General features: G+C 67.7%; 21 protein-coding genes. 15 read left to right on the forward strand and 6 right to left on the reverse strand.

The annotated features are described in order from the left end of the window. Together Q4I23_RS19085 and Q4I23_RS19090 are read right to left on the reverse strand one after the other, a co-directional pair. Nucleotides 1-795, reverse strand: a 795-nt coding sequence (locus Q4I23_RS19085; RefSeq protein WP_498527221.1) for a DMT family transporter, incomplete at its 3' end; no start/stop codon positions are given. 29 nt (nucleotides 796-824) lie between these two features. Further along, the gene (locus tag Q4I23_RS19090; RefSeq protein ID WP_498527222.1) at nucleotides 825-1,622 is read right to left on the reverse strand and encodes a helix-turn-helix transcriptional regulator; all 798 of its coding nucleotides are present in this window, start codon (nucleotides 1,620-1,622) and stop codon (nucleotides 825-827) included. 112 nt (nucleotides 1,623-1,734) lie between these two features. Here Q4I23_RS19090 and Q4I23_RS19095 point away from each other — a divergent pair, with 112 nt between their 5' ends. The 7 genes from Q4I23_RS19095 (at nucleotide 1,735) to Q4I23_RS19125 (ending at nucleotide 8,816) form a co-directional block, all read left to right on the forward strand. Beyond that, the gene (locus Q4I23_RS19095) at nucleotides 1,735-2,499 is read left to right on the forward strand and encodes a class I SAM-dependent methyltransferase (protein WP_498527223.1); all 765 of its coding nucleotides are present in this window, start codon (nucleotides 1,735-1,737) and stop codon (nucleotides 2,497-2,499) included. A gap of 29 nt (nucleotides 2,500-2,528) precedes the next feature. Further along, nucleotides 2,529-2,999, forward strand: coding sequence for a GNAT family N-acetyltransferase (locus Q4I23_RS19100; RefSeq protein WP_498527224.1), 471 nt, complete (start codon nucleotides 2,529-2,531; stop codon nucleotides 2,997-2,999). Between the two features lie 136 nt (nucleotides 3,000-3,135). After that, complete coding sequence (locus tag Q4I23_RS19105; RefSeq protein ID WP_498527225.1) at nucleotides 3,136-4,737, forward strand: ABC transporter substrate-binding protein; 1,602 nt, start codon at nucleotides 3,136-3,138, stop codon at nucleotides 4,735-4,737. Between the two features lie 131 nt (nucleotides 4,738-4,868). After that, a complete protein-coding gene (locus Q4I23_RS19110; RefSeq protein ID WP_035679052.1) occupies nucleotides 4,869-5,879 on the forward strand; it encodes an ABC transporter permease subunit in 1,011 nt (336 codons plus the stop codon). An 8-nt stretch (nucleotides 5,880-5,887) separates the two neighbouring features. Then, nucleotides 5,888-6,814, forward strand: coding sequence for an ABC transporter permease subunit (locus tag Q4I23_RS19115; RefSeq protein WP_137116251.1), 927 nt, complete (start codon nucleotides 5,888-5,890; stop codon nucleotides 6,812-6,814). Nucleotides 6,815-6,822: 8 nt separating this feature from the next. Further along, the gene (locus Q4I23_RS19120) at nucleotides 6,823-7,812 is read left to right on the forward strand and encodes an ABC transporter ATP-binding protein (RefSeq protein WP_114860939.1); all 990 of its coding nucleotides are present in this window, start codon (nucleotides 6,823-6,825) and stop codon (nucleotides 7,810-7,812) included. Next, a complete protein-coding gene (locus Q4I23_RS19125) occupies nucleotides 7,812-8,816 on the forward strand; it encodes a peptide ABC transporter ATP-binding protein (protein ID WP_079284970.1) in 1,005 nt (334 codons plus the stop codon). The genes Q4I23_RS19120 and Q4I23_RS19125 overlap by 1 nt, the downstream gene beginning before the upstream one ends. A gap of 25 nt (nucleotides 8,817-8,841) precedes the next feature. On the opposite strand, the gene Q4I23_RS19130 is transcribed toward Q4I23_RS19125, so the two are convergent. Then, nucleotides 8,842-9,135: a DUF3072 domain-containing protein gene (locus Q4I23_RS19130; protein ID WP_498527226.1), complete on the reverse strand. Its 294-nt coding sequence runs from the start codon at nucleotides 9,133-9,135 to the stop codon at nucleotides 8,842-8,844. 178 nt (nucleotides 9,136-9,313) lie between these two features. Here Q4I23_RS19130 and Q4I23_RS19135 point away from each other — a divergent pair, with 178 nt between their 5' ends. The 6 genes from Q4I23_RS19135 (at nucleotide 9,314) to Q4I23_RS19160 (ending at nucleotide 13,248) form a co-directional block, all read left to right on the forward strand. Further along, on the forward strand, nucleotides 9,314-9,724 hold the full coding sequence (locus Q4I23_RS19135; RefSeq protein ID WP_454016781.1) for a bacteriohemerythrin: 411 nt from the start codon (nucleotides 9,314-9,316) through the stop codon (nucleotides 9,722-9,724). A gap of 421 nt (nucleotides 9,725-10,145) precedes the next feature. After that, nucleotides 10,146-10,799 (forward strand): hypothetical protein, encoded by a 654-nt coding sequence (locus tag Q4I23_RS19140; protein WP_454016780.1) that lies wholly within the window; start codon nucleotides 10,146-10,148, stop codon nucleotides 10,797-10,799. Further along, complete coding sequence (locus Q4I23_RS19145) at nucleotides 10,796-11,431, forward strand: DUF2135 domain-containing protein (protein ID WP_498527227.1); 636 nt, start codon at nucleotides 10,796-10,798, stop codon at nucleotides 11,429-11,431. Before Q4I23_RS19140 ends, Q4I23_RS19145 begins: the two co-directional genes overlap by 4 nt. A gap of 22 nt (nucleotides 11,432-11,453) precedes the next feature. Further along, the gene (locus Q4I23_RS19150; protein WP_035679071.1) at nucleotides 11,454-11,990 is read left to right on the forward strand and encodes a hypothetical protein; all 537 of its coding nucleotides are present in this window, start codon (nucleotides 11,454-11,456) and stop codon (nucleotides 11,988-11,990) included. A 124-nt stretch (nucleotides 11,991-12,114) separates the two neighbouring features. Beyond that, nucleotides 12,115-12,603, forward strand: a complete 489-nt coding sequence (locus Q4I23_RS19155) for a YajQ family cyclic di-GMP-binding protein (RefSeq protein WP_014198684.1) — start codon at nucleotides 12,115-12,117, stop codon at nucleotides 12,601-12,603. A gap of 189 nt (nucleotides 12,604-12,792) precedes the next feature. After that, on the forward strand, nucleotides 12,793-13,248 hold the full coding sequence (locus Q4I23_RS19160; RefSeq protein ID WP_454016779.1) for a hypothetical protein: 456 nt from the start codon (nucleotides 12,793-12,795) through the stop codon (nucleotides 13,246-13,248). 27 nt (nucleotides 13,249-13,275) lie between these two features. Here the strand turns inward: Q4I23_RS19160 and Q4I23_RS19165 are convergent, their stop codons facing one another. Both Q4I23_RS19165 and Q4I23_RS19170 read right to left on the reverse strand, forming a co-directional pair. Continuing rightward, the gene (locus Q4I23_RS19165) at nucleotides 13,276-14,286 is read right to left on the reverse strand and encodes a M23 family metallopeptidase (protein ID WP_498527228.1); all 1,011 of its coding nucleotides are present in this window, start codon (nucleotides 14,284-14,286) and stop codon (nucleotides 13,276-13,278) included. Nucleotides 14,287-14,415: 129 nt separating this feature from the next. After that, nucleotides 14,416-14,790 carry a response regulator gene (locus Q4I23_RS19170; RefSeq protein ID WP_498527229.1) on the reverse strand — a complete coding sequence of 125 codons (375 nt, stop codon included), beginning with the start codon at nucleotides 14,788-14,790 and terminating at the stop codon, nucleotides 14,416-14,418. Between the two features lie 247 nt (nucleotides 14,791-15,037). On the opposite strand from Q4I23_RS19170, the gene rpoH reads away from it, so the two are divergent. Together rpoH and Q4I23_RS19180 are read left to right on the forward strand one after the other, a co-directional pair. Continuing rightward, on the forward strand, nucleotides 15,038-15,913 hold the full coding sequence (rpoH, locus tag Q4I23_RS19175; protein ID WP_498527230.1) for an RNA polymerase sigma factor RpoH: 876 nt from the start codon (nucleotides 15,038-15,040) through the stop codon (nucleotides 15,911-15,913). A gap of 343 nt (nucleotides 15,914-16,256) precedes the next feature. Continuing rightward, nucleotides 16,257-18,335 (forward strand): putative bifunctional diguanylate cyclase/phosphodiesterase, encoded by a 2,079-nt coding sequence (locus tag Q4I23_RS19180; protein WP_498527231.1) that lies wholly within the window; start codon nucleotides 16,257-16,259, stop codon nucleotides 18,333-18,335. 28 nt (nucleotides 18,336-18,363) lie between these two features. Here the strand turns inward: Q4I23_RS19180 and Q4I23_RS19185 are convergent, their stop codons facing one another. Further along, a complete protein-coding gene (locus tag Q4I23_RS19185; protein ID WP_498527232.1) occupies nucleotides 18,364-18,957 on the reverse strand; it encodes a transporter associated domain-containing protein in 594 nt (197 codons plus the stop codon). Nucleotides 18,958-18,983 lie beyond the last annotated feature (26 nt).

Below are 18,983 nucleotides of genomic sequence, written 5' to 3' on the forward strand. Positions count from 1 at the left end.
TGTGTATAAGAGACAGACGTAGAGCGAGGTGCCGGCCCGCGCCGGACCCATCAGGTTGATCGTCTTCTGGTAGGTCAGGAAGGCCAGGACGGAGGCGAACAGCGCCACGCCGGCGATGCGGATGGCGGCGTCCAGGCTCAGCGGGACGGGGCGCAGGGCCAGCGTCTCCCACGCGTAGAAGGGGGCGAGCACGACGACACCGGCCAGCGCGTTCGCCGCGAACACCGTCACCACCGGCAGCGAACTGCGGGTCTGGCGCAGCAGCACCGTGTAGACCGCCCAGGTCGCCGACCCCACCAGAATCAGCAGGTCGCCGGCGTTGAAGGACAGATGCAGCAGCGCCTGCGCGTCGCCGCGGGTCAGGATGACCAGCACGCCGGCCATGGCGACGGCGATTCCCGCGGCCTGCCGCGGCGTCACCTTCTCGCGCAGCCACAGGGCGGCGATCATCAGGATGATGACCGGACTGGTCGCGTAGATGAGGGCGGCGTTGGTCGCGCTGGTGCGCTCCAGCCCCATGTAGACGACGGCGCCGCACACGCCCTGGGCCAGGGCCCCCAGCAGAAGGAAGCGCTTCCACGAGGCGCGCAGGACGTGGCGGTGCTGGATCAGGCCGGGCAGGGCCAGCGGCAGGATCATCAGGAAGGCCAGCACCCAGCGCCAGAAGGCCAGCCCGACCGGCGGCACGATGGCGGCCGCGGCCCGTCCGATCACCACGTTGGAGGCGAAGAAGGCCGAGGAGAGCAGATACAAGGCATAGGCTGTGAAGACGGCGTTGCGCGGCTGGCGGTCCATGGGGCGTCCGGAGCGTGTCAGTGGGCGTCTTACGGAGCCTGCGGCCCCAGCAGCATCACCAGCTTGTAGTCGGATCGTCCGGCGGGGCACAACGTCACTTGTTCGTAGACCAGCGTCCCGTCCTGGGGATGGGTGAAGCCGCGGGTGCCGCCCTCGCGCTCCAGCACGCCCTGGTCCTCCCACAGCCGGGCGAAGCGGGGCGAGGCCGCGCGCAGGCCGTCGACCAGGGCGGCCACCTGCGTGTCCCCGGCGCGGCGGGCGGTGTCGGCGCGGAACTCGGCGAGCAGCCGGCGGGCGCGGTCCTCCCAATCGGCGATGAATCCCCGTGCGGTGGGGTCGAGGAAGACGTAGCGCAGCAGGTTCCGCTCCGCCCCGCCCAGCCAGCCGGAGAAGAGATGCGCCGCAGGGGCGTTCCAGCCGCGGGCGTTCCAGACGCGGTCGAGCAGATAGGCCGGCGCCGTCATCGACTCCAGCGCCGCGAGCAGTGGGGCCGGCGGCTGGTCCGATCCGTCCGTCGCGTCGGCGTCGGGATCGCGCTTGCGCGACAGCTCGAACAGGTAGGCGCGCTCCGCCGCGGTCAGCCGAAGCGCCCCGGCGATGCGCGCCAGTGCGGGAGGGGAGACGGAGACCTCGCGCCCCTGTTCCAGCCAGGTGTACCAGGTCGGGCTGAGGCCGCAGAGCTGGGCGGCCTCTTCCCGCCGCAGGCCGGGCGTGCGGCGACGGGCGGAGCCGGTCTGCGGAATGCCGGCCTCTGCCGGGGTCAGCCGCTCCCGGTGGGCGCGCAGGAAGGCGCCCAGCCGGTGCCGCGTGTCGTCGTCGGAGCTCATGGTGGCAGCGCTTATACCAGGATAAGCGCTTGCCTTGTACCAGTTTGCCGGAAGCCCGATGCTGGGTCATCACAACGAACGCGCCCCAACAAACACGAACGGAATCGCCACCATGACCAACAGCCACCACGGCGTCGTCGCCGCGCAGTACGGCCAGCGCGCCGACGCCTATGTGACCAGCGCCGTCCACGCCTCCGGCGCCGACCTGGACCAGATCGAGGACACGTTGCGCGGCAGGAACGCCGCCCGCGTGCTGGATCTCGGCTGCGGCGGCGGCCATGTCGCCTACCGCGCCGCCCCCCACGCCGCCGAGGTGGTCGCCGTGGACGTCACCGCCCCGATGTTGGAGGCGGTGGCCCGCAACGCGGCGGAGCGCGGCCTGACCAACATCACCACCACCCAGGCCCCCGCCGAGCGTCTGCCCTTTCCGGACGGTCATTTCGACGTGGTGCTGAGCCGCTTCAGCGCCCATCACTGGCTGAATGCCGAGGCCGGCCTGCGCGAGGCGCGGCGGGTGTTGGCCCCCGGCGGGCGGGCGGTTTTCGTGGACATCGTGTCGCCGGGGCACCCGCTGCTGGACACCCATCTCCAGGCCGTGGAGCTGCTGCGCGACACCTCGCACGTCCGCAACTACAGCGCCGCCGAATGGCTGGCCGCCCTGTCGCGCGCCGGCTTCGCGGTGACCGGCCTGACGCCGCGCCGCCTGCGCATGGAGTTCGCCGTCTGGACCGCCCGCACCTCGACCCCCGACCTGCGCGCCCAGGCCATCCGCGCCCTGCAGGACCTCGCCTCCGACGAGGTGCGCCGCCACTTCGACATCCTGGAGGACGGCAGCTTTCTCCTGGACAGCCTGACCATCGAAGCGGAGGCTTGCTGACCACAAGAAAAGATCGGGGAGGGGCGGCGATGGGGGACGTTCATGTACGAAAGGCCGGTCTCGCCGACGCGGCCACGGTCACCGGGTTCGTGGCGGCGCTGCTGTCGGAACTGACCGCCGGGCAGAGCGATACGCCGCGCGCTGTCATGCTGGCCATCGCCGAATCCCTGCTGAGCGGCGACGGCCTGTCCTGCACGGTGTTCCTGGCCGAGGACGGGGCGGGGCGCCCGATCGGCGTCGCGACCCTGTCGGAGGGGGCCTGCATCTCAACGTTGGGCCGGTTCGGGACGATCCGGGAATTGTACGTGACGCCGGAGTCGCGCTCCGCCGGGGTGGGGCGGCGGCTGATCCGGGCCGTTCTCGACCACGGCCGCGCCCATCGCTGGACACGGGTGGAGGTGGGGGCGCCGTCCGCCGCGGAATGGCCGGATTCCCTGCGATTCTACCAGCGCGAGGGCTTCACGGAGATCGGGCCGCGCCTGAAATTCCGCTTGGCCTGACAACTGCCGTGGAGCTTGCGTGATGCCGCTTGGTTGCGTGTTGACAGACGATTCGGCCACGCGCCAAATGAACCCGCATCACCGGCCGCCGAAAAGAACGGGCGGCCATTCGACCGAACACGGGAGGTTGTTAGGAATGAAGCGCATCCTGCTGGGTGCCGGGCTCGGCGTTGCCGCCACCTTGGCGCTTGCTGCGCCGGCCCAGGCCGCCAAGACCCTCGTCTATTGCTCAGAGGGCAGCCCCGAAAACTTCAACCCGATGGTCAACACGACCGGAACGAGCTTCGACGTCTCGCTGCCCGTGTACAACAACCTCGTGCAGTTCGAGTACGGCGGCACCAAGGTGGTCCCCGGCCTCGCCGAGAAGTGGGAGGTGTCGGAGGACGGGCTGACCTACACGTTCCACCTGCGCAAGGGCGTGAAGTGGCACAGCAACAACGACTTCAAGCCGACCCGCGACGCCAACGCGGACGACGTTCTGTGGTCGTTCAACCGTCAGTGGAAGAAGGATCACCCCTTCCACAAGGTGTCCGGCGGCGCCTATGACTACTTCAACGACATGGCGATGCCGGACCTGCTGAAGTCGATCGAGAAGGTCGACGACTACACGGTCAAGTTCACGCTGAACAAGGTCGAGGCGCCCTTCATCGCCAATCTGGCGATGCCCTTCGCGCCCATCCAGTCCGCCGAATACGCCGAGGCCTTGCAGAAGAAGAACCAGATCGACAAGATCGATCAGGCGCCGATCGGCACCGGCCCGTTCCAGTTCGTCGCCTACCAGAAGGACGCGGTCATCCGCTACAAGGCGTTCGAGCCGTATTGGGGCGGCAAGGCGCAGCTCGACAACCTCGTCTTCGCCATCACGCCCGACGCCGCCGTCCGCTACGCCAAGCTGAAGGCCGGCGAGTGCCACATCGTGCCGTACCCGAACCCGGCCGATCTGGAGGCGATGAAGAAGGACACCGCCATCACCCTGATGGAGCAGGAAGGCCTGAACGTCGGCTATCTCGCCTTCAACGTCACCAAGAAGCCCTTCGACGACGTGCGCGTCCGCCGCGCGCTGAACATGGCCATCGATAAGAAGGCTGTGGTCGATGCAGTGTACCAGGGCGCCGGCGTTCCGGCGAAGAACCCGATCCCGCCGACCATGTGGTCGTACAACAAGGAGATCGAGGACTACCCGTACGATCCGGAGCGCGCGAAGAAGCTGCTGGCCGAGGCCGGCTTCCCGGACGGCTTCGAGACCGACCTGTGGGCCATGCCGGTGCAGCGTCCCTACAACCCCAACGCCAAGCGCATGGCCGAGATGATGCAGGCGGACCTCGCCAAGGTCGGCATCAAGGCCAAGGTCGTGCAGTACGAGTGGGGCGAGTACCGCAAGCGTCTCCAGGCCGGCGAGCACCAGATGGGCATGCTGGGCTGGACCGGCGACAACGGCGATCCCGACAACTTCCTGCACGTCCTGCTCGGCTGCGAGGCCGCGCGTGCCGGCGGGTCGAACATCGCCAAGTGGTGCTACAAGGAGTTCGACGACCTCGTCGTGCAGGCCAAGCGCACCACCGACATCGCCGCCCGCACCAAGCTGTACGAGCAGGCGCAGGTCATCTTCAAGGAAGAGGCCCCGTGGCTGACCGTCGCGCACTCGGTCGTGCACATGGCGCTGAGCAAGAATGTGGTCGATTACAAGATGGACCCGTTCGGCATCCATCGCTTCTACGGCGTCGATTTGAAACAATAAACTCAGCGTAGCAAGCGGCTTTACAAAGCGGTGGCCGGGGCATTAAACCCCCGGCTTCCCTTTGCGGATGCAGAGGTAAAAAGGGGGCCGCGGCCTCCTTGCTTTCGTTTCGAGCCCCCGGTGACGATCCGATGCTACGCTTCATCCTGACGCGGGTGAGCCTGGTGATTCCGACCTTTCTCGGCGTCACCTTCCTGACCTTCCTTCTGATCCGCCTTGTCCCCGGCGACCCCATCGAGGTGCGCGTCGGCGAGCGCGGGATCCCCCCCGAACGGCTTCTCGAACTGCGACACGAACTGGGGCTCGACCGGCCCCTGTGGCACCAGTTCCTCGACTACATCGGCGGCGTCCTCCAGGGCGACCTCGGCGTGTCGCTGGTGACGCGCAATTCGGTGTTCAGCGAATTCGTGACGCTGTTCCCGGCGACGCTGGAACTGGCAGCACTTGCCATGCTGTTCGCCACGGTGGTCGGCCTGCCCGCGGGAATCATCGCGGCGGTGCGGCGCGGTTCGATCTTCGACCATGGCGTGATGGGCATCAGCCTGACCGGCTATTCCATGCCGATCTTCTGGTGGGGCCTGCTGCTGATCCTGTTCTTCTCGGTGGGGCTGGGCTGGACCCCGGTGTCCGGGCGGCTCGACCTGCTCTATTACGTGGAGCCGGTGACCGGCTTCATGCTGATCGACACGCTGATGGCCGGCGAATACGGCGCCTTCTGGTCGGCGCTGCATCACCTCATCCTGCCGATGATCGTTCTCGGCACCGTTCCGCTGGCCGTCGTGGCGCGCATGACGCGCTCCGCCATGCTGGAGGTGCTGGGCGAGGACTACATCCGCACCGCCAAGGCCAAGGGGTTGGCGGGCAAGCGGGTGATCGGCATGCACGCCCTGCGCAACGCGCTGATCCCCGTGGTCACCGTGATCGGCCTTCAGGTGGGCACGCTGCTGGGCGGCGCGATCCTGACCGAAACCATCTTCTCCTGGCCCGGCGTGGGCAAGTGGCTGATCGAGAGCATCAACCGCCGCGACTATCCGGCGCTCCAGGGCGGGGTGCTGCTGATCGCGACGACGGTGATGACCGTGAACCTGCTGGTGGACGTTCTCTATGGCGTCCTGAACCCGCGCATCCGCCATTCGCGGTGAGGTGAGCCATGACGACTCCTACGACGACGGGCGTTCCGGAGACTCTTCCGGCCGCTTCTCCGCCGGTTTCCCAGCCGCCGCACCCGCTGGTCGAGTTCTGGTACCATTTCCGGCAGAACAAGGGGGCCATGGCCGGCCTCGCCGTGATCCTGCTGATCGCCGTGGTGGCGCTGTTCGCCGAGCTGGTGGCGCCGCACGATCCCAACATCCAGTACCGCGACGCCATTCTGGTGCCGCCGGTCTGGCAGGAGGGTGGGCGCTGGGCCTTCCTCCTCGGCACCGACGACATCGGGCGCGACATGCTGTCGCGCCTGATCTTCGGGGCGCGGCTGTCGATGATGATCGGCCTGATCGTCGTCACGCTGTCGCTGGCGGTCGGGCTGGCGCTGGGCATGGTTGCCGGCTTCTTCGGCGGCGTCACCGACGCGCTGGTCATGCGCTTCATGGACATCCTGCTGTCGCTGCCCAGCCTGCTGCTGGCCGTGGTGGTGGCGGCGATCCTCGGGCCGGGGCTGGTCAACGCCATGCTCGCCGTGTCCATCGTGGTCATCCCGCACTACGCCCGCCTGACCCGCGCCGCGGTGATGGCGGAAACGAACAAGGACTACGTCGTCGCGTCCCGCGTGGCGGGGGCCGGGCCGCTGCGGCTGATGCTGGTGGTGATCCTGCCGAACTGCGTGGCGCCGCTGATTGTCCAAGCGACGCTGGGCTTCTCCACGGCGATTCTGGACGCCGCGGCTCTGGGCTTCCTCGGCCTCGGCGCGCAGCCGCCGACGCCGGAGTGGGGCACCATGCTGGCCTCCTCCCTCCAGTTCCTCCAGCGTGCCCCCTGGGTCGTCACTTGGCCCGGCGTGGCCATCCTGGTGACGGTGCTGGCCTTCAACCTGCTGGGCGACGGGCTGCGTGACGCGCTCGACCCCAAGCTGAAACGCTGATACCCATCATGCCTCTTCTCGACATCAAGAACCTGTCCGTCGAGTTCACCACGCGCGCCGGCACCTTCCGCGCCGTGGACGGGATCGACCTTACCGTGGACGAGGGCGAGGTGGTGGGCATCGTCGGCGAGTCCGGGTCCGGCAAGTCCGTGACCTCGCTCGCCGTGATGGGCCTGCTCGGCTCCAACGGCACGGTGGTCGCCGACCGCATGCAGTTCGGCGGCAAGGACCTGCTGGCGATGAGCCCGTCGCAGCGCCGGAAGATCACCGGCAAGGACGTGGCCATGGTCTTCCAGGAGCCGATGACCAGCCTGAACCCCTGCTTCACCGTCGGTTTCCAGATCATGGAGACGCTGAAGGTGCATGAGGGGCTGTCCGGCAAGGCGCTGCGCAACCGCGCCATCGAACTGCTGGAGCAGGTCGGCATTCCGGCCCCGGAAAGCCGCCTGTCGGCCTTCCCGCACCAGCTCTCCGGCGGCATGAACCAGCGCGTGATGATCGCTATCGCCATCGCCTGCAACCCGCGCCTTCTGGTCGCGGACGAGCCGACCACGGCGCTCGACGTGACCATCCAGAAGCAGATCCTCGACCTGCTGGTCCGCCTCCAGAAGGAGCGGGGCATGGCGCTGATCCTGATCACCCACGACATGGGCGTGGTGGCGGAGACGGCGCAGCGGGTGGTCGTCATGTACGCCGGGCAGGTCGCCGAGACGCGTCCGGTGGACGCCCTGTTCAAGGCGCCGCGCCACCCCTACACCGGCGCGCTGCTCGACGCGCTGCCGGAGCGGGCGCTGGGCAAGCGCCGGCTGCCGACCATCCCCGGCGTGGTGCCGGGCATCGGCGACCGGCCGCAGGGCTGCCTGTTCAATCCGCGCTGCCGCTTCGCCACCGACCGCTGCCGCATCGAGCGGCCGGCCCTGTTCGACGTGGATGCCGGCAAGGCGCGCTGCTTCTATCCGCTGGCCGACGCTCCGGTCGGCGCCGGGGAGGTTCTGTGATGACCGACATCCTCACCGACGTCATGCCGGCCACCGGCCCGGTGGTCTTGGAAGCCATCCACCTGCGCAAGCACTATGCGGTGAAGCGCGGCGCCTTCAAGCCGGCGGCCACCGTCAAGGCGCTGGACGGCGTGTCCTTCCAGCTCGAAGCCGGGAAGACGTTGGCGGTGGTCGGCGAGTCCGGCTGCGGCAAGTCGACGCTGGCGCGCTCCGTCACGATGATCGAGCCGCCGTCCTCGGGGCAGCTTCTCTACGACGGTCGCGACGTGGTCGGGCGCACCGCGTCGGAGATGAAGGAACTGCGGCGCACCGTCCAGATGGTGTTCCAGAACCCCTACGGATCGCTGAATCCGCGCAAGACCGTGGGCTCGATCCTGTCGGAGCCGCTGGTCATCAACACTCCGATGGGCAAGCAGGAGCGGCGGGAGCGGGCGGTCGCCATGATGGCGAAGGTCGGGCTGCGCCCCGATCAGGTCGACCGCTACCCGCACATGTTCTCCGGCGGCCAGCGCCAGCGCATCGCCATCGCGCGCGCGCTGATGCTGAACCCGCGGGTGGTGGTGGCGGACGAGCCGGTGTCGGCGCTCGACGTGTCGATCCAGGCGCAGGTGCTCAACCTGATGATGGACCTGCAGGAGGAGTTGAACCTCGCCTACCTGTTCATCTCCCACGATCTCAGCGTGGTGCGGCACATCGCCGACGCGGTCATGGTGATGTATCTGGGCCGTCCGGTGGAGCACGGGCCGAAGGACGTGGTCTACTCCCGCCCGCGTCACCCCTACACCCGCATCCTGATGGCCGCCACGCCGCGGGTGAACCCGGCGCTGCGGGCGGAGCGGGTGATCCCGAAGGGCGAGCTGCCCTCGCCGCTGAACCCGCCGCCGGGCTGCCCCTTCCACAAGCGCTGCCCTCACGCGACGGAGCGCTGCGCGACCGAGGTGCCGGCGCTGCGCCCCGTGGACGAGCGGCTGGTCGCCTGCCACTTCGCGGAAGAGATGGCCTGAGGTCCGGGAGCCGCGGCGTCTGCCGTCAGGCGCCGCGGCCCGTCTTGTCCTGAAGAGCGTCGATGCGTTTGGAGGCTTCGGCCTTCGTCAGATCCCCGTCGAAGCCTTCGCCGGCCTCCTCGCTGAGCGTCTTCAGGTAGGAGGCCTGCGCGCCGGTCATCGGCTCGTCCCCCGTTGTCCAGTCGTCCGGGTCCTTCTCGCGGTTCGAATGGTCGGCGCCCCCGGCGTCCACGGTTTTCGGATTGCGACCCGGATTCGGCGCGTCTCCGCGATGGGACTGCGGGCGATGATCACGGTCGTTGTCACGCTTCTCGTTCATGAAATGTTCCTTTCTGCTGGAAACGTCTGTCGAACAGCCGCATGCGGGATTGGTTCCCAACGTTGACTTCCGGGGGTTCGCCGACCGTTGAAGCGCCATACGGAAGACGTTACCCTTTCGCACGCTGGGGTTATCTTCGGCCGGTGAGGTGTGGTCCAGCGCGAAGGGACGGAACGAAATGCCGCTGATGATGTGGAACGAGAAGCTGAGTGTCGGGATCGCCCAGTTCGACGAGGAGCACAAGCAACTGGTCGCCCTGGTCAACGAGCTGTTCGACGCTGTCCAGGCGGGGCGCAGCAAGGAGGCGCTGGGCGGCATTCTCGACAGCCTCGTCGCCTACACCAAGTCCCACTTCACCCATGAGGAGGAGCATTTCGCCCGCCTCGGCTATCCGGACCGCGACGCCCACAAGGCGGAACACGACGCGCTGGCCAGTCAGGTGCTCGAGGTGCAGCGCAAGTACCACGCCGGCGTCACCGCCACGCTGAGCATGGAGGTGATGAACTTCCTGAAGAGCTGGCTCATCAAGCACATCCAGGGTACCGACAAGAAGTACGGCCCCTTCCTGAAGGAAAAGGGCGTGGCGTAAAGGGCCATTTCCGTAAGGACGATTGCCGGGACCGAACGCCCCGGGGCGCTCCCTTTTTCTCTCCCGCCACAGGGCTTTCGCCGTCCGTGACGCGCGTCAACCCGGCAGGTCCGTCGCCGGGGGTCGGGAACTCTTGGCCGGGGCCGGGGTTCATGAGGTGACGGATGACTCCAGTATGGCTCCGTCGTCGCGCAATTCCGGCGAAGGTGCGCCGATGAACCGATGGCCGACACGGAGCCGTCCCGCCACCAGCGCCCAAGCCAACGGTGCCGGCGCCCCTAGCGCATGCCGCCGCACATTCGTCTTCCGCTCTCCCGATCCCGCCATCACCGCCCGGCTTCCCGCGGCGCCGCCGTTACGCGCCATCGCCGTCTGAACATGACGATCCGGAGACACACGCAACCGTCACAGGGTCAAAACCATGGAAGAACAGTGGCTGCTCAAGGCGAAATTCGTCGCTTTCAATTTGACGATTTCGGCGTTCGTCTTCGTCCTCTATGCGCAGGGGTGGCTGGACCGGGTCCTGACCGGGCACATCGCCGTGGCGACCGCGATCATCGGGATCGTCTTCCTGGTCGGCTTGGTGATGTCGGCCTATCGGGTGTGGAAGATCGGCGGTGAGCTGGATCGGGCCAAGCTCGGCGGCGGGCGGCTGATGAAGGTCGAAAGCGAGCGAGCCCTGGAAATCCGCCTGTTCTCGCGGATCTCGCATCTTCAACACATCGCCAACGCGCTGGGCATGCTCGGCCTGATCGGCACCGCCTGGGGCTTCAGCCTGTTCGCCGCGAACATCACCCCGGACATGGTGGGCAACGCCGCGTCGGCCGGCGCCATGGTGACCACGCTGGCGAGCGGTCTGGGCGTGGCGATCTACGCCACGATGCTCGGCGGCGCCCTGTGCCTGTGGACCACCTGCAACCTCCAGCTCCTGCGCGGGGCGACGGCCTCGCTGTGCGCGCTGATCATGGACGAGGCCCACGCCCGCTCGCGGCTTGCTCCGCGGACGGGGACGCCGGACTTCGCCGCGCCGCAAGCGGCCCCCTACGGCGCCCTGGGCGGCGAGGCCACACCATGAACGATTTCCTGGGCGAGGACCAAACCGGTGTGCTCGTCGCGCGGGACCTGCTGACGCTGCTGCTGTGCGGTTTCGTGGCCTGCGCGGTCCTGGCGGTCCCCTTCATCAACGAGGCCAAGAAGACCGAGGCCAACCAGCAAAGCGAGTCCTCCTCGTCCGCCGCCGCGGGCATGGAGCCGCCGGGAAACGTCATCATCGAGGCGCGCTGGGACGACAAGCTGCGCAGCGACGTCGATCTGTGGGTGCAGGCGCCGGGGGACGTGCCGGTCGGTTACTCGAACAAGTCGGGGCTGATCTTCAACCTGCTGCGCGACGATCTGGGAGCCTACGCCGATCCCACCGAGATCAATTTCGAAACCTCCTATTCGCGCGGCATTCCTCCGGGGGAATACACTGTCAACGTGCATATGTTCCGCAACCTGGAGAATGTGTTTCCCATCTGGGTCCGGGTGGTCGCCCGCGTCAAGGCGGAGCATGAATCGGGGGCCGCCACTGTAGCCGCAACGCGCGTCCGGCTGGACCACGAAGGGCAGGAGATCACCGCCTTCCGCTTCAACCTGAGCGAGCGAGGCGAGCTGGTGCCGGGGTCCTTGAACGCCGTGTTCAAGCCGCTGCGCTCGGCGAAAAATTGACCCGTCGGATCGAGAGTGCGCCATGGAAAGCCTGACCGTCATCTTCGGCTTCGTCGCCGTCGTCACCCTGCTGCTGGTCCTGTCGGCCCTGCGCTGGACGCGCAACCGGATGGCGCGCGTGGTGATCCTGCTGCTGTTCGCCCTGCTGCTGCCGGCGGCCTACGCCGCACCGGCGGCGCTGCTGGGCCGCGCGAAGCCGGTCACGCTGGAATGGATGGGGTCCAACGTCCGAGAGGCGAAGGTGCTGAGCGCCACGCTGGTGGAGAACGAAGCGATCTATCTCACCCTCCTCTGGGAGCAGGCGCCCAACCTCTACCGCCTGCCCTGGGACCGCCGCATGGCCGAGCAGTTGCAGGAGGCCCAGCGCGAGGCCCAGCGCAACGGCACCAACCCGATGATGCGGCTTCCCTTCGAACGGTCCTGGGATGACCGGGAACCGCGCTTCTACGCGCAGCCCCAGCCGAAGATGCCGGACAAGCCCTACGAGAACGCTCCGGGCAACGGCGGGCCGGGCGGCAATCCGGGAATCGAGTTCCAACATCCCGGCCAACCGACATGACGTCCAACCGACATGACATCCAACGGGCCGATTTCCATCATGTCCTCCGTGCAGGCCCCTTGAAGGCGGGGGGCGGGCTCGTCTACGGTTCCGCGATTCCGTCCGTCCGAGCAAAGAGAGTCCCATGCCGTCCTTCGACATCGTGTCCAAGACCGATATCCACGAAATCGACAACGCGCTGAACGGCATGCGCCGCGAGATCGAGACCCGCTTCGACTTCAAGGGCTCGCGCTGCACCGTGGAGCGCACCGAGAACGACATCACCCTGCTGGCCGACGACGCCCCCAAGCTCGACCAGATGCAGGAATTGCTGCGGGTCTACGTAACCCGGCGGAAGCTGGACGCCGGAGCCCTGGACTATTCCAAGCCGCCGGAGCGGGCGGCGGGCGACGCGCTGCGCCAGGTCGTCACCGTCAAGCAGGGGATCGCCCAGGACCTTGGCAAGACCATCGTCAAGGCGATCAAGGACGCCAAGATGAAGGTCCAGGTCTCTATCCAGGGCGACGAACTGCGCGTCACCGGCAAGAAGCGCGACGACCTCCAGGACGCCATTGCCCTGGTGCGCGGGCTGAAGATCGAGCAGCCCCTGCAGTATGTGAACTTCCGGGACTGACGGACGGCAAGGGCACCGCAGGGCCATTCTTGCCGGATGGCCGGTCATTCTTGCCGGGCGGGGCGGAAATTTTTGCCGGGTGCGCAGGCGGCGAGAGGGTCTCGCCAGCCGGCCTTCCGCCTCTTCTGATGATGGCCCGTCCCTTGCTTGCCCTGCTCCGGTAGCCGAACGCCGCAGGGTCCACGCGCCATGTCGATACCGGCCAACGCCGACGCTTCCCAGTTGATGCGCATCCGGGCTGAAGAGCTTCTGGAGCGCAAAGGCACGGGTGCGCCCCGGCAGGCGGGGGAACTCGCCGGCCAGTTCGCCGCGATGCTGGAGCAGTTGAACGGCGTCGGCGGTGAGGATGGCGGGGCCGGCCTGATGGCGTCCTCCGCGGCGGGTCCGGTGACGGGAAGTTCCGCGATTGCCCACCGGCTGGGTGTTGGCGCCGTCAGCGTCTTCGCGCAGAGCGGAGCGGACGAGGCATCGGGTGGCCAGACCGCCGAGGGCCACACGCCCGACATGCGGGCGCCCAATGCCGAGGAGGCCATGCAGGTGGTGCAGAGCGCGCTCCAGGCCGAAAGCGCGCCGAACTTCCGCTGGTTGACCACGTTGCTGACTCAAGGCGTTCCCGACCGCATGACGTCGGGATCGGCCCGGTGATTGGCCCGGCGATGGAACGGCGGGGCGTTATCGAACGTCCAGCCGGCGCTCCAGCGTGACCACCGTCTTGCCGTCGCGGGCCAGCGTCACGATGCCCTTGTAGGGTCCCTTGGGCCATCCAGCCGCCGGGCGCTTCAGTCCCTGATAGGCGAACCAGACGGCCTTGTCCCCGGTGATGCCCTTGCTGTTGTCGAACAGGGTGCGGCCATCGCCGTCGAGGATGCGGATTCGCTGGGTGTCGCCGTCGCGGATGCCCATGATGTCCGACCACAGCACCAGCAGGGGCGCGTCCGGTGTCAGCACCTCCCCGGCGAATTCACCGTGGCGGGCCGGCTCGGCCTCCGGAACGCGGCGGGTGGCGAAGCCGGCGCTGAGGCCGGCGGTCGGGCGGTAGGCCAGCGCCTTGGCCGTGGCGGCGTTCCACAGCGGCGTCATGGGCTGGCCGCAGGCGGTGAAGGGCTGCTGGCCGACGAAGGGGTCGACGACGGCGCCGTTGTGGCGCACGCCGAAATGCAGATGGGGAAACTCGGTCAGTCCCGACAGCCCGACGTCGCCGAGCCGTTGCCCGGCCTCCACCCGTTGGCCGGGGGTGACCGCGACGCTGCCGCGCTTCATGTGCAGGTAGGCGGTCTGCCAGCCGTCGCCATGGTCGATGATGACGGCGTTGCCGCCCCCGACCTTCATGACCGTGTCGCGCCCGATGACGTTCACGTTCACGTCCTCCATGCCGTCGCGCACGCGCAGGACGGTGCCTGCTGCGGCGGCCAGCACGGCGACGCCCTTGTCCATCGCGGTGTAGTCGGGAAGGCGGAAATCCGTGCCGTCATGGCCGTCGTAGCTCAGCCGGCCGCAGGCATGGTCGCGCCAGCCGGGACCGGCGTCCTCATCGACGTAGTTCTGGATGAAGCAGGTTTCCCCGATGCGGCACGCGAGCGGCAAACCGAAGGTCGGCGCTTCCGCCGTCGCAGCGCCGGCGAAACCCAGCGCGCTCGCGAAGAGGCTTGCGGACAGGATGGTGGCGAGCGCGGCGCGGATCATGCGGGCTTCCCAAGGAGGAGAGGCGGGTCTGCCGGGGCAGGGTGAGGCAAGCTCCGCCCCGATGCAACCGCAAGGAAGCCATACGCCGGCCGGACGAGATTTCCGGCCAAGCCCCTTCGGCAGGGCTTCTCAGCCGCCGATCAGCACCGCCAGCACTTCGGAGGCCAGGACCGCGGGCTTGATCGGCTTGCGGACCATCCGGGCGACACCCAGCTTGCTCAGGGCCTGCATGGTCAGCTCTGGCGGCACCCGCTCGTCGATTCCGGACAGGACGATGATCCGCAGGTCCGGACGAAGGCTCTTGGCTGCCTGGGTGACCTCAAATCCGTCGTGGTCCGGCATGATGAGATCGGTGACCAGCAGGTCGAACTCATGGAAGGTCAATGACTCGATGGCCGCCCGCGCGTCGGTGCAGCCGGCCACGGTGTTGCCTTCCTTCTCCAAAATCTTGCTGATGATGCTGAGGGATACCGGATCGTCATCGACGACGAGGATATCGGCCATCGGAGTCTGCTGTCTCATGATTCGGTGTTTGGGGTTTTGCCGACCTGAGTAAGGCCCGGCTGGTTTACGCCCCGTTTATGAGCGGGGACGGCCATGCATCCAGGTCAAGGCACCCGGCACGCGCCCCCGTGCGGCGTTGACTTGGCGTTCCGCCTGCGTAAACTGTGGGTGCCTTCGCAGAGAGGGCGCCGGCCGCCCAGCACGGGGACCGGCGGATTGGGTCATATCGCTTTCAAGAGGATGTGACATGAGCACCGCATTGGCATTGACCACGCCGTTTCCCGGCGAGTCGCTGTCCCGTTACATCGAGCAGGTCCACCGCTTCCCCGTTCTGGGCGCGGAGGAGGAGTATGTGTTGGCCACCGCGTGGCGCCAGCATGGCGACATGGAGGCGGCCCGCAAGCTGGTGACCAGCCATCTCCGTCTGGTGATCAAGATCGCCACCGGCTTCCGCGGCTACGGTCTGCCGATGACCGACTTGGTCGGCGAGGGCAACATCGGCCTGATGACCGCTGTCCGCAAGTTCGAGCCGGACCGCGGCTTCCGCCTGTCCACCTACGCGATGTGGTGGATCAAGGCGTCCATCCAGGAATACATTCTGCGCTCCTGGAGCCTCGTGAAACTGGGCACCACCGGCGCCCAGAAGAAGCTCTTCTTCGGCCTGTCCCGCCTGAAGCGCAAGCTCGGCGAGTTTGGCAACGGCGACCTGAAGCCGGAAAGCGTGTCCCGGATCGCCCAGGAACTCGACGTGCCGGAGAGCGACGTGGTCGCGGTGAACCGCCGCTTCGTCCAGCCGGTCGCCTCTCTCAATGTGCCGCTCTCCGCCGGAGAGGGGACCGCGGAGATGCAGGACTTCCTGCCCGACGAGCGCCCGAACGCCGAAGACAGCCTGCTGGAGCGCGACGAGGCGATGCACCGCAGCGCCATGCTCCACGAAGCGATGACGGTGCTGAAGGACCGCGAGCGCGACATCCTGACCGCCCGCCGCCTCAACCCGTCGCCGAAGACGCTGGAGGATCTTGCCGCCGTTTACGGCGTCAGCCGCGAGCGCATCCGCCAGATCGAGGAGCGCGCTTTCCAGAAGCTGTCCCAGAGGGTGCGGGAACTCGCCGCAGCGGCATAAGGGGGAGGCTGTTGCCTCCCTCTCCTCCATGGTGTATGTCGAAAGGCGTATATCCCGGAAGGTTGGCTTTGGCTGCCGACGCCGTTTCTCCGGGTGAGACAGGGCGGTGTTCTCCTTCCCAGGGTTGTGATAGGGGGAGCGGTGGATGCAACAGATGTTGTGATTTCGCCGCAATTTGTTGGAAAATGCTCCGCAAGCCGTCATAATGACAACTCGGTTTCTGTGCACCCCTGGGTATCGGGCCTCGTGTCGAGCCTCCGGGGCGCCTTGGTGAGCGGGTACGGTTTTGTCCAACGTGTCTCCGGCAGAGCATCAGGGGCCTGACAGCCCGTCCGCACCGGCAATGCCGACGACATCGGCGTTCCTGGCGTCGCTGGCCGAAAGCCTCATGCACCAGGCGTCCTTCGCGCTGGTCTACGCCGACGCCGGGCATCGTTGCCTGTTGGCGAACCCGCTCTTCGCCGCCGTGTTGGCAACGTCGCCCGAAGCCCTGGTGGGGCAATCCCTGGCCGAAATCGACCATCCACTGGCGTGCGCCGTCGTGCAGGCGCTGGACCGCTCCGGACAAACCGGGGAAGCCGCTCCGGTCGATTGCGAGGTCGAGCACGCGGACGGCGGGCGCGGCGTGCTGACCGGCTGCGTCCTGCCCCACCGCACCGGCGACGGCGGGCAAGGCTTTCTTGGACTGTTCCAGGACGTGACCGACCCGGCCCGCATCGCCGATTTCGTCCTGCGCCGCGACCCCTTCGTGACCACCCTGCTCGACGCGGCGGTGGATGGCGTCGTGGTGGCGGACCGCAACGGCATCATCCGCACGGTCAACCGGTCTTGCCGCGACCTGTTCGGCTATGACGAGGAGGAACTGATCGGGCGGAACGTCTCCGTCCTGATGCCGCCGCCCTTCTCCCGCGATCACGACAAGTACATCGGCAGCTATCTGGAGACGGAACGCGCCAAGATCATCGGCATCGGGCGCGACGCGCTGGGCCGGCGCAAGGACGGCGCGGTGTTCCCGATCCATCTCAGCGTCGGCCAGGCCCGCTTGGCGCGCGATGTCGTGTTCGTCGGCATCATCCGCGACATCTCCGAACGGCTGGCGGCGGAGCAAAAAGCAACCTACCTCGCCCGGCACGACCCGCTGACCGGCGTTCTGACCCGCACCGCCTTCCTGGAGGAGTGCGAGGCTGTGCTGTCCGCGCCCTTCCCCGGCCAGGAAGGGGGCCTGTTCGCGCTCTACGCGCTCGACGTCGACCAGTTCAGCGACATCAACGAGGCGTTCGGCTTCCATGTCGGCGACGCCGCGCTGAAGGCGATGGTCAGCCGCGTGACCGAGGTGCTGCCTCAGCAGACCTACGTCTGCCGCATCGCCGCCGACGAGTTCGCCGCCCTGTCCCGCGTCGAGAGCGCGGAGCAGGCGGAAACCCTGGCCGATCTGCTGCATGACCGGCTGACCGCCTCCATCTACGCCGACCGCCATTGGGTGCGGCTGCGGCTGTCCATCGGCGCCGCCGTGCAGGACGCCGACATCCGCACGCTGGAGGAGCTGAACGCCAAGGCCAAGCTGGCGCTTCAGGCCGCCCAGCACAACGGCGGCAACACCGTCTGCTTCTACACGCCGGAGATGGCCGCGGCGGCGACCCGGCGCATGTTCCTGACCATGCATCTCGCCCACGCCATCGAGCGGAACGAGCTGCACATGGCCTACCAGCCCATCGTCGAGGCCCGCTCCGGCCGGATCGTGGGGGCGGAGGCGCTGCTGCGCTGGAACCAGCACACGCTGGGGCCGGTCTCCCCCGGCGAGTTCATCCCGGTCGCCGAGGAAAGCGGCCTGATCGTTCCCATCACCGACTGGGTGCTGAACGCCGTCGTCGAGCAGATGGCGGTGTGGGAGCCGGCGGGCACCCTGCCCAACCAGATCTTCATCAACATCTCCGGTCCGCAATTCCTGCGCGGCAATCTCAGCGCCCGCCTCGAGGAGCTTCTGGGACTCCATCCGGAGCTGCGCGGGCGGTTGGGGCTGGAGATCACCGAACAGGCGGCGGTGCGCGATCTGAAGGCCGCCGTGCAGACCCTGACGGAGTTGGAGGCCATCGACGTCCAGGTGGCCATCGACGATTTCGGGTCGGGCTATTCGTCGCTCAGCTATGTGCAGCAGCTTCCGGTGTCGAAGCTGAAAATCGACCGCGCCTTCATGGAAGACATCCCGGACAACCTGAAAAACGGGGCGCTGGTCCGCGCCGCGGTCGGCATGGCGCACGGCCTCGGCCTCGTCACCGTCGCCGAAGGGGTCGAGACCGAGGAGCAGCGCGACTTCCTGGTGTCGGTGGGCTGCGACCTGCTCCAGGGCTACCTGTTCGGCCGCCCCGTCGCCCCCGACGCCTTCGCGGCGATGATCCGCGCCCAACAGCCCGCGATGGCCTGACCATCCGGAGGAAGAGGCTGGATGGGGATCACCCCTCCAGCCGTTCCGGTTCCTTTCCGGCCAAGGTGGGTGTCTCGATGGCGCGGGCGGGCAGGCGCTCGCGGCGGGTTTCCCGGAGCTGCCAGCGGCGGAAGGAGCGTTTCGACCACCAGGACAGGATCGTCTGCCAGAGCCGTTCCGGCCCCTGGAACAGCGGCACGCGGGGCTTGTCCATTGCCGACGGCTCCAGTGCCAGGCCGACCGACGTGATCTGCCCGTCCTGCATGTCGCGGACGATCAGTTCCACGCCGCCCATCCGCATCCGGTCGCCCAGCTCACAGGCGCCGCCGAACTCGTTGCGCAGCAGGTCGCGCAGGGAGCGCTGGGCGTTGGCGAGCGACAGGGGAAGGCCATACATCTCGGCGATCTGTTCCACCGTCGCGTCGGGATTCAGCGCCAGATCGCCGTAGAACGCACGGTCGTCCTGATCCAGCGGCCGGCTCTCGGCGAACAGCTTGTCGATCAGCGGCAGTTGGCTGGGCGGGGTGAACAGATAGACCATATCCCCGGCCTGGAGCGTCCGCGCCTTGTGCAGCGGCACCACGCGCCCATCGCGGATGACCAGGGACTGTCTCTTATACACATCTGACGCTGCCGACGATTATACGC

The sequence above is a fragment of the Azospirillum sp. UFLA03-27 genome, assembly GCF_059803775.1.

Excerpts from the sequence above, each read along its gene's own strand:
- Q4I23_RS19150 (WP_035679071.1), top strand. The coding sequence starts at position 11,454 with ATGGAAAGCCTGACCGTCATCTTCGGCTTCGTCGCCGTCGTCACCCTG.
- Q4I23_RS19130 (WP_498527226.1), bottom strand. The coding sequence starts at position 9,135 with ATGAACGAGAAGCGTGACAACGACCGTGATCATCGCCCGCAGTCCCAT.
- Q4I23_RS19090 (WP_498527222.1), bottom strand. The coding sequence starts at position 1,622 with ATGAGCTCCGACGACGACACGCGGCACCGGCTGGGCGCCTTCCTGCGC.
- Q4I23_RS19155 (WP_014198684.1), top strand. The coding sequence starts at position 12,115 with ATGCCGTCCTTCGACATCGTGTCCAAGACCGATATCCACGAAATCGAC.
- Q4I23_RS19120 (WP_114860939.1), top strand. The coding sequence starts at position 6,823 with ATGCCTCTTCTCGACATCAAGAACCTGTCCGTCGAGTTCACCACGCGC.
- Q4I23_RS19115 (WP_137116251.1), top strand. The coding sequence starts at position 5,888 with ATGACGACTCCTACGACGACGGGCGTTCCGGAGACTCTTCCGGCCGCT.
- Q4I23_RS19110 (WP_035679052.1), top strand. The coding sequence starts at position 4,869 with ATGCTACGCTTCATCCTGACGCGGGTGAGCCTGGTGATTCCGACCTTT.
- Q4I23_RS19145 (WP_498527227.1), top strand. The coding sequence starts at position 10,796 with ATGAACGATTTCCTGGGCGAGGACCAAACCGGTGTGCTCGTCGCGCGG.
- Q4I23_RS19165 (WP_498527228.1), bottom strand. The coding sequence starts at position 14,286 with ATGATCCGCGCCGCGCTCGCCACCATCCTGTCCGCAAGCCTCTTCGCG.
- Q4I23_RS19125 (WP_079284970.1), top strand. The coding sequence starts at position 7,812 with ATGACCGACATCCTCACCGACGTCATGCCGGCCACCGGCCCGGTGGTC.
- Q4I23_RS19140 (WP_454016780.1), top strand. The coding sequence starts at position 10,146 with ATGGAAGAACAGTGGCTGCTCAAGGCGAAATTCGTCGCTTTCAATTTG.
- Q4I23_RS19180 (WP_498527231.1), top strand. The coding sequence starts at position 16,257 with ATGCCGACGACATCGGCGTTCCTGGCGTCGCTGGCCGAAAGCCTCATG.
- Q4I23_RS19095 (WP_498527223.1), top strand. The coding sequence starts at position 1,735 with ATGACCAACAGCCACCACGGCGTCGTCGCCGCGCAGTACGGCCAGCGC.
- Q4I23_RS19100 (WP_498527224.1), top strand. The coding sequence starts at position 2,529 with ATGGGGGACGTTCATGTACGAAAGGCCGGTCTCGCCGACGCGGCCACG.
- Q4I23_RS19160 (WP_454016779.1), top strand. The coding sequence starts at position 12,793 with ATGTCGATACCGGCCAACGCCGACGCTTCCCAGTTGATGCGCATCCGG.
- rpoH (WP_498527230.1), top strand. The coding sequence starts at position 15,038 with ATGAGCACCGCATTGGCATTGACCACGCCGTTTCCCGGCGAGTCGCTG.
- Q4I23_RS19105 (WP_498527225.1), top strand. The coding sequence starts at position 3,136 with ATGAAGCGCATCCTGCTGGGTGCCGGGCTCGGCGTTGCCGCCACCTTG.
- Q4I23_RS19135 (WP_454016781.1), top strand. The coding sequence starts at position 9,314 with ATGCCGCTGATGATGTGGAACGAGAAGCTGAGTGTCGGGATCGCCCAG.
- Q4I23_RS19170 (WP_498527229.1), bottom strand. The coding sequence starts at position 14,790 with ATGGCCGATATCCTCGTCGTCGATGACGATCCGGTATCCCTCAGCATC.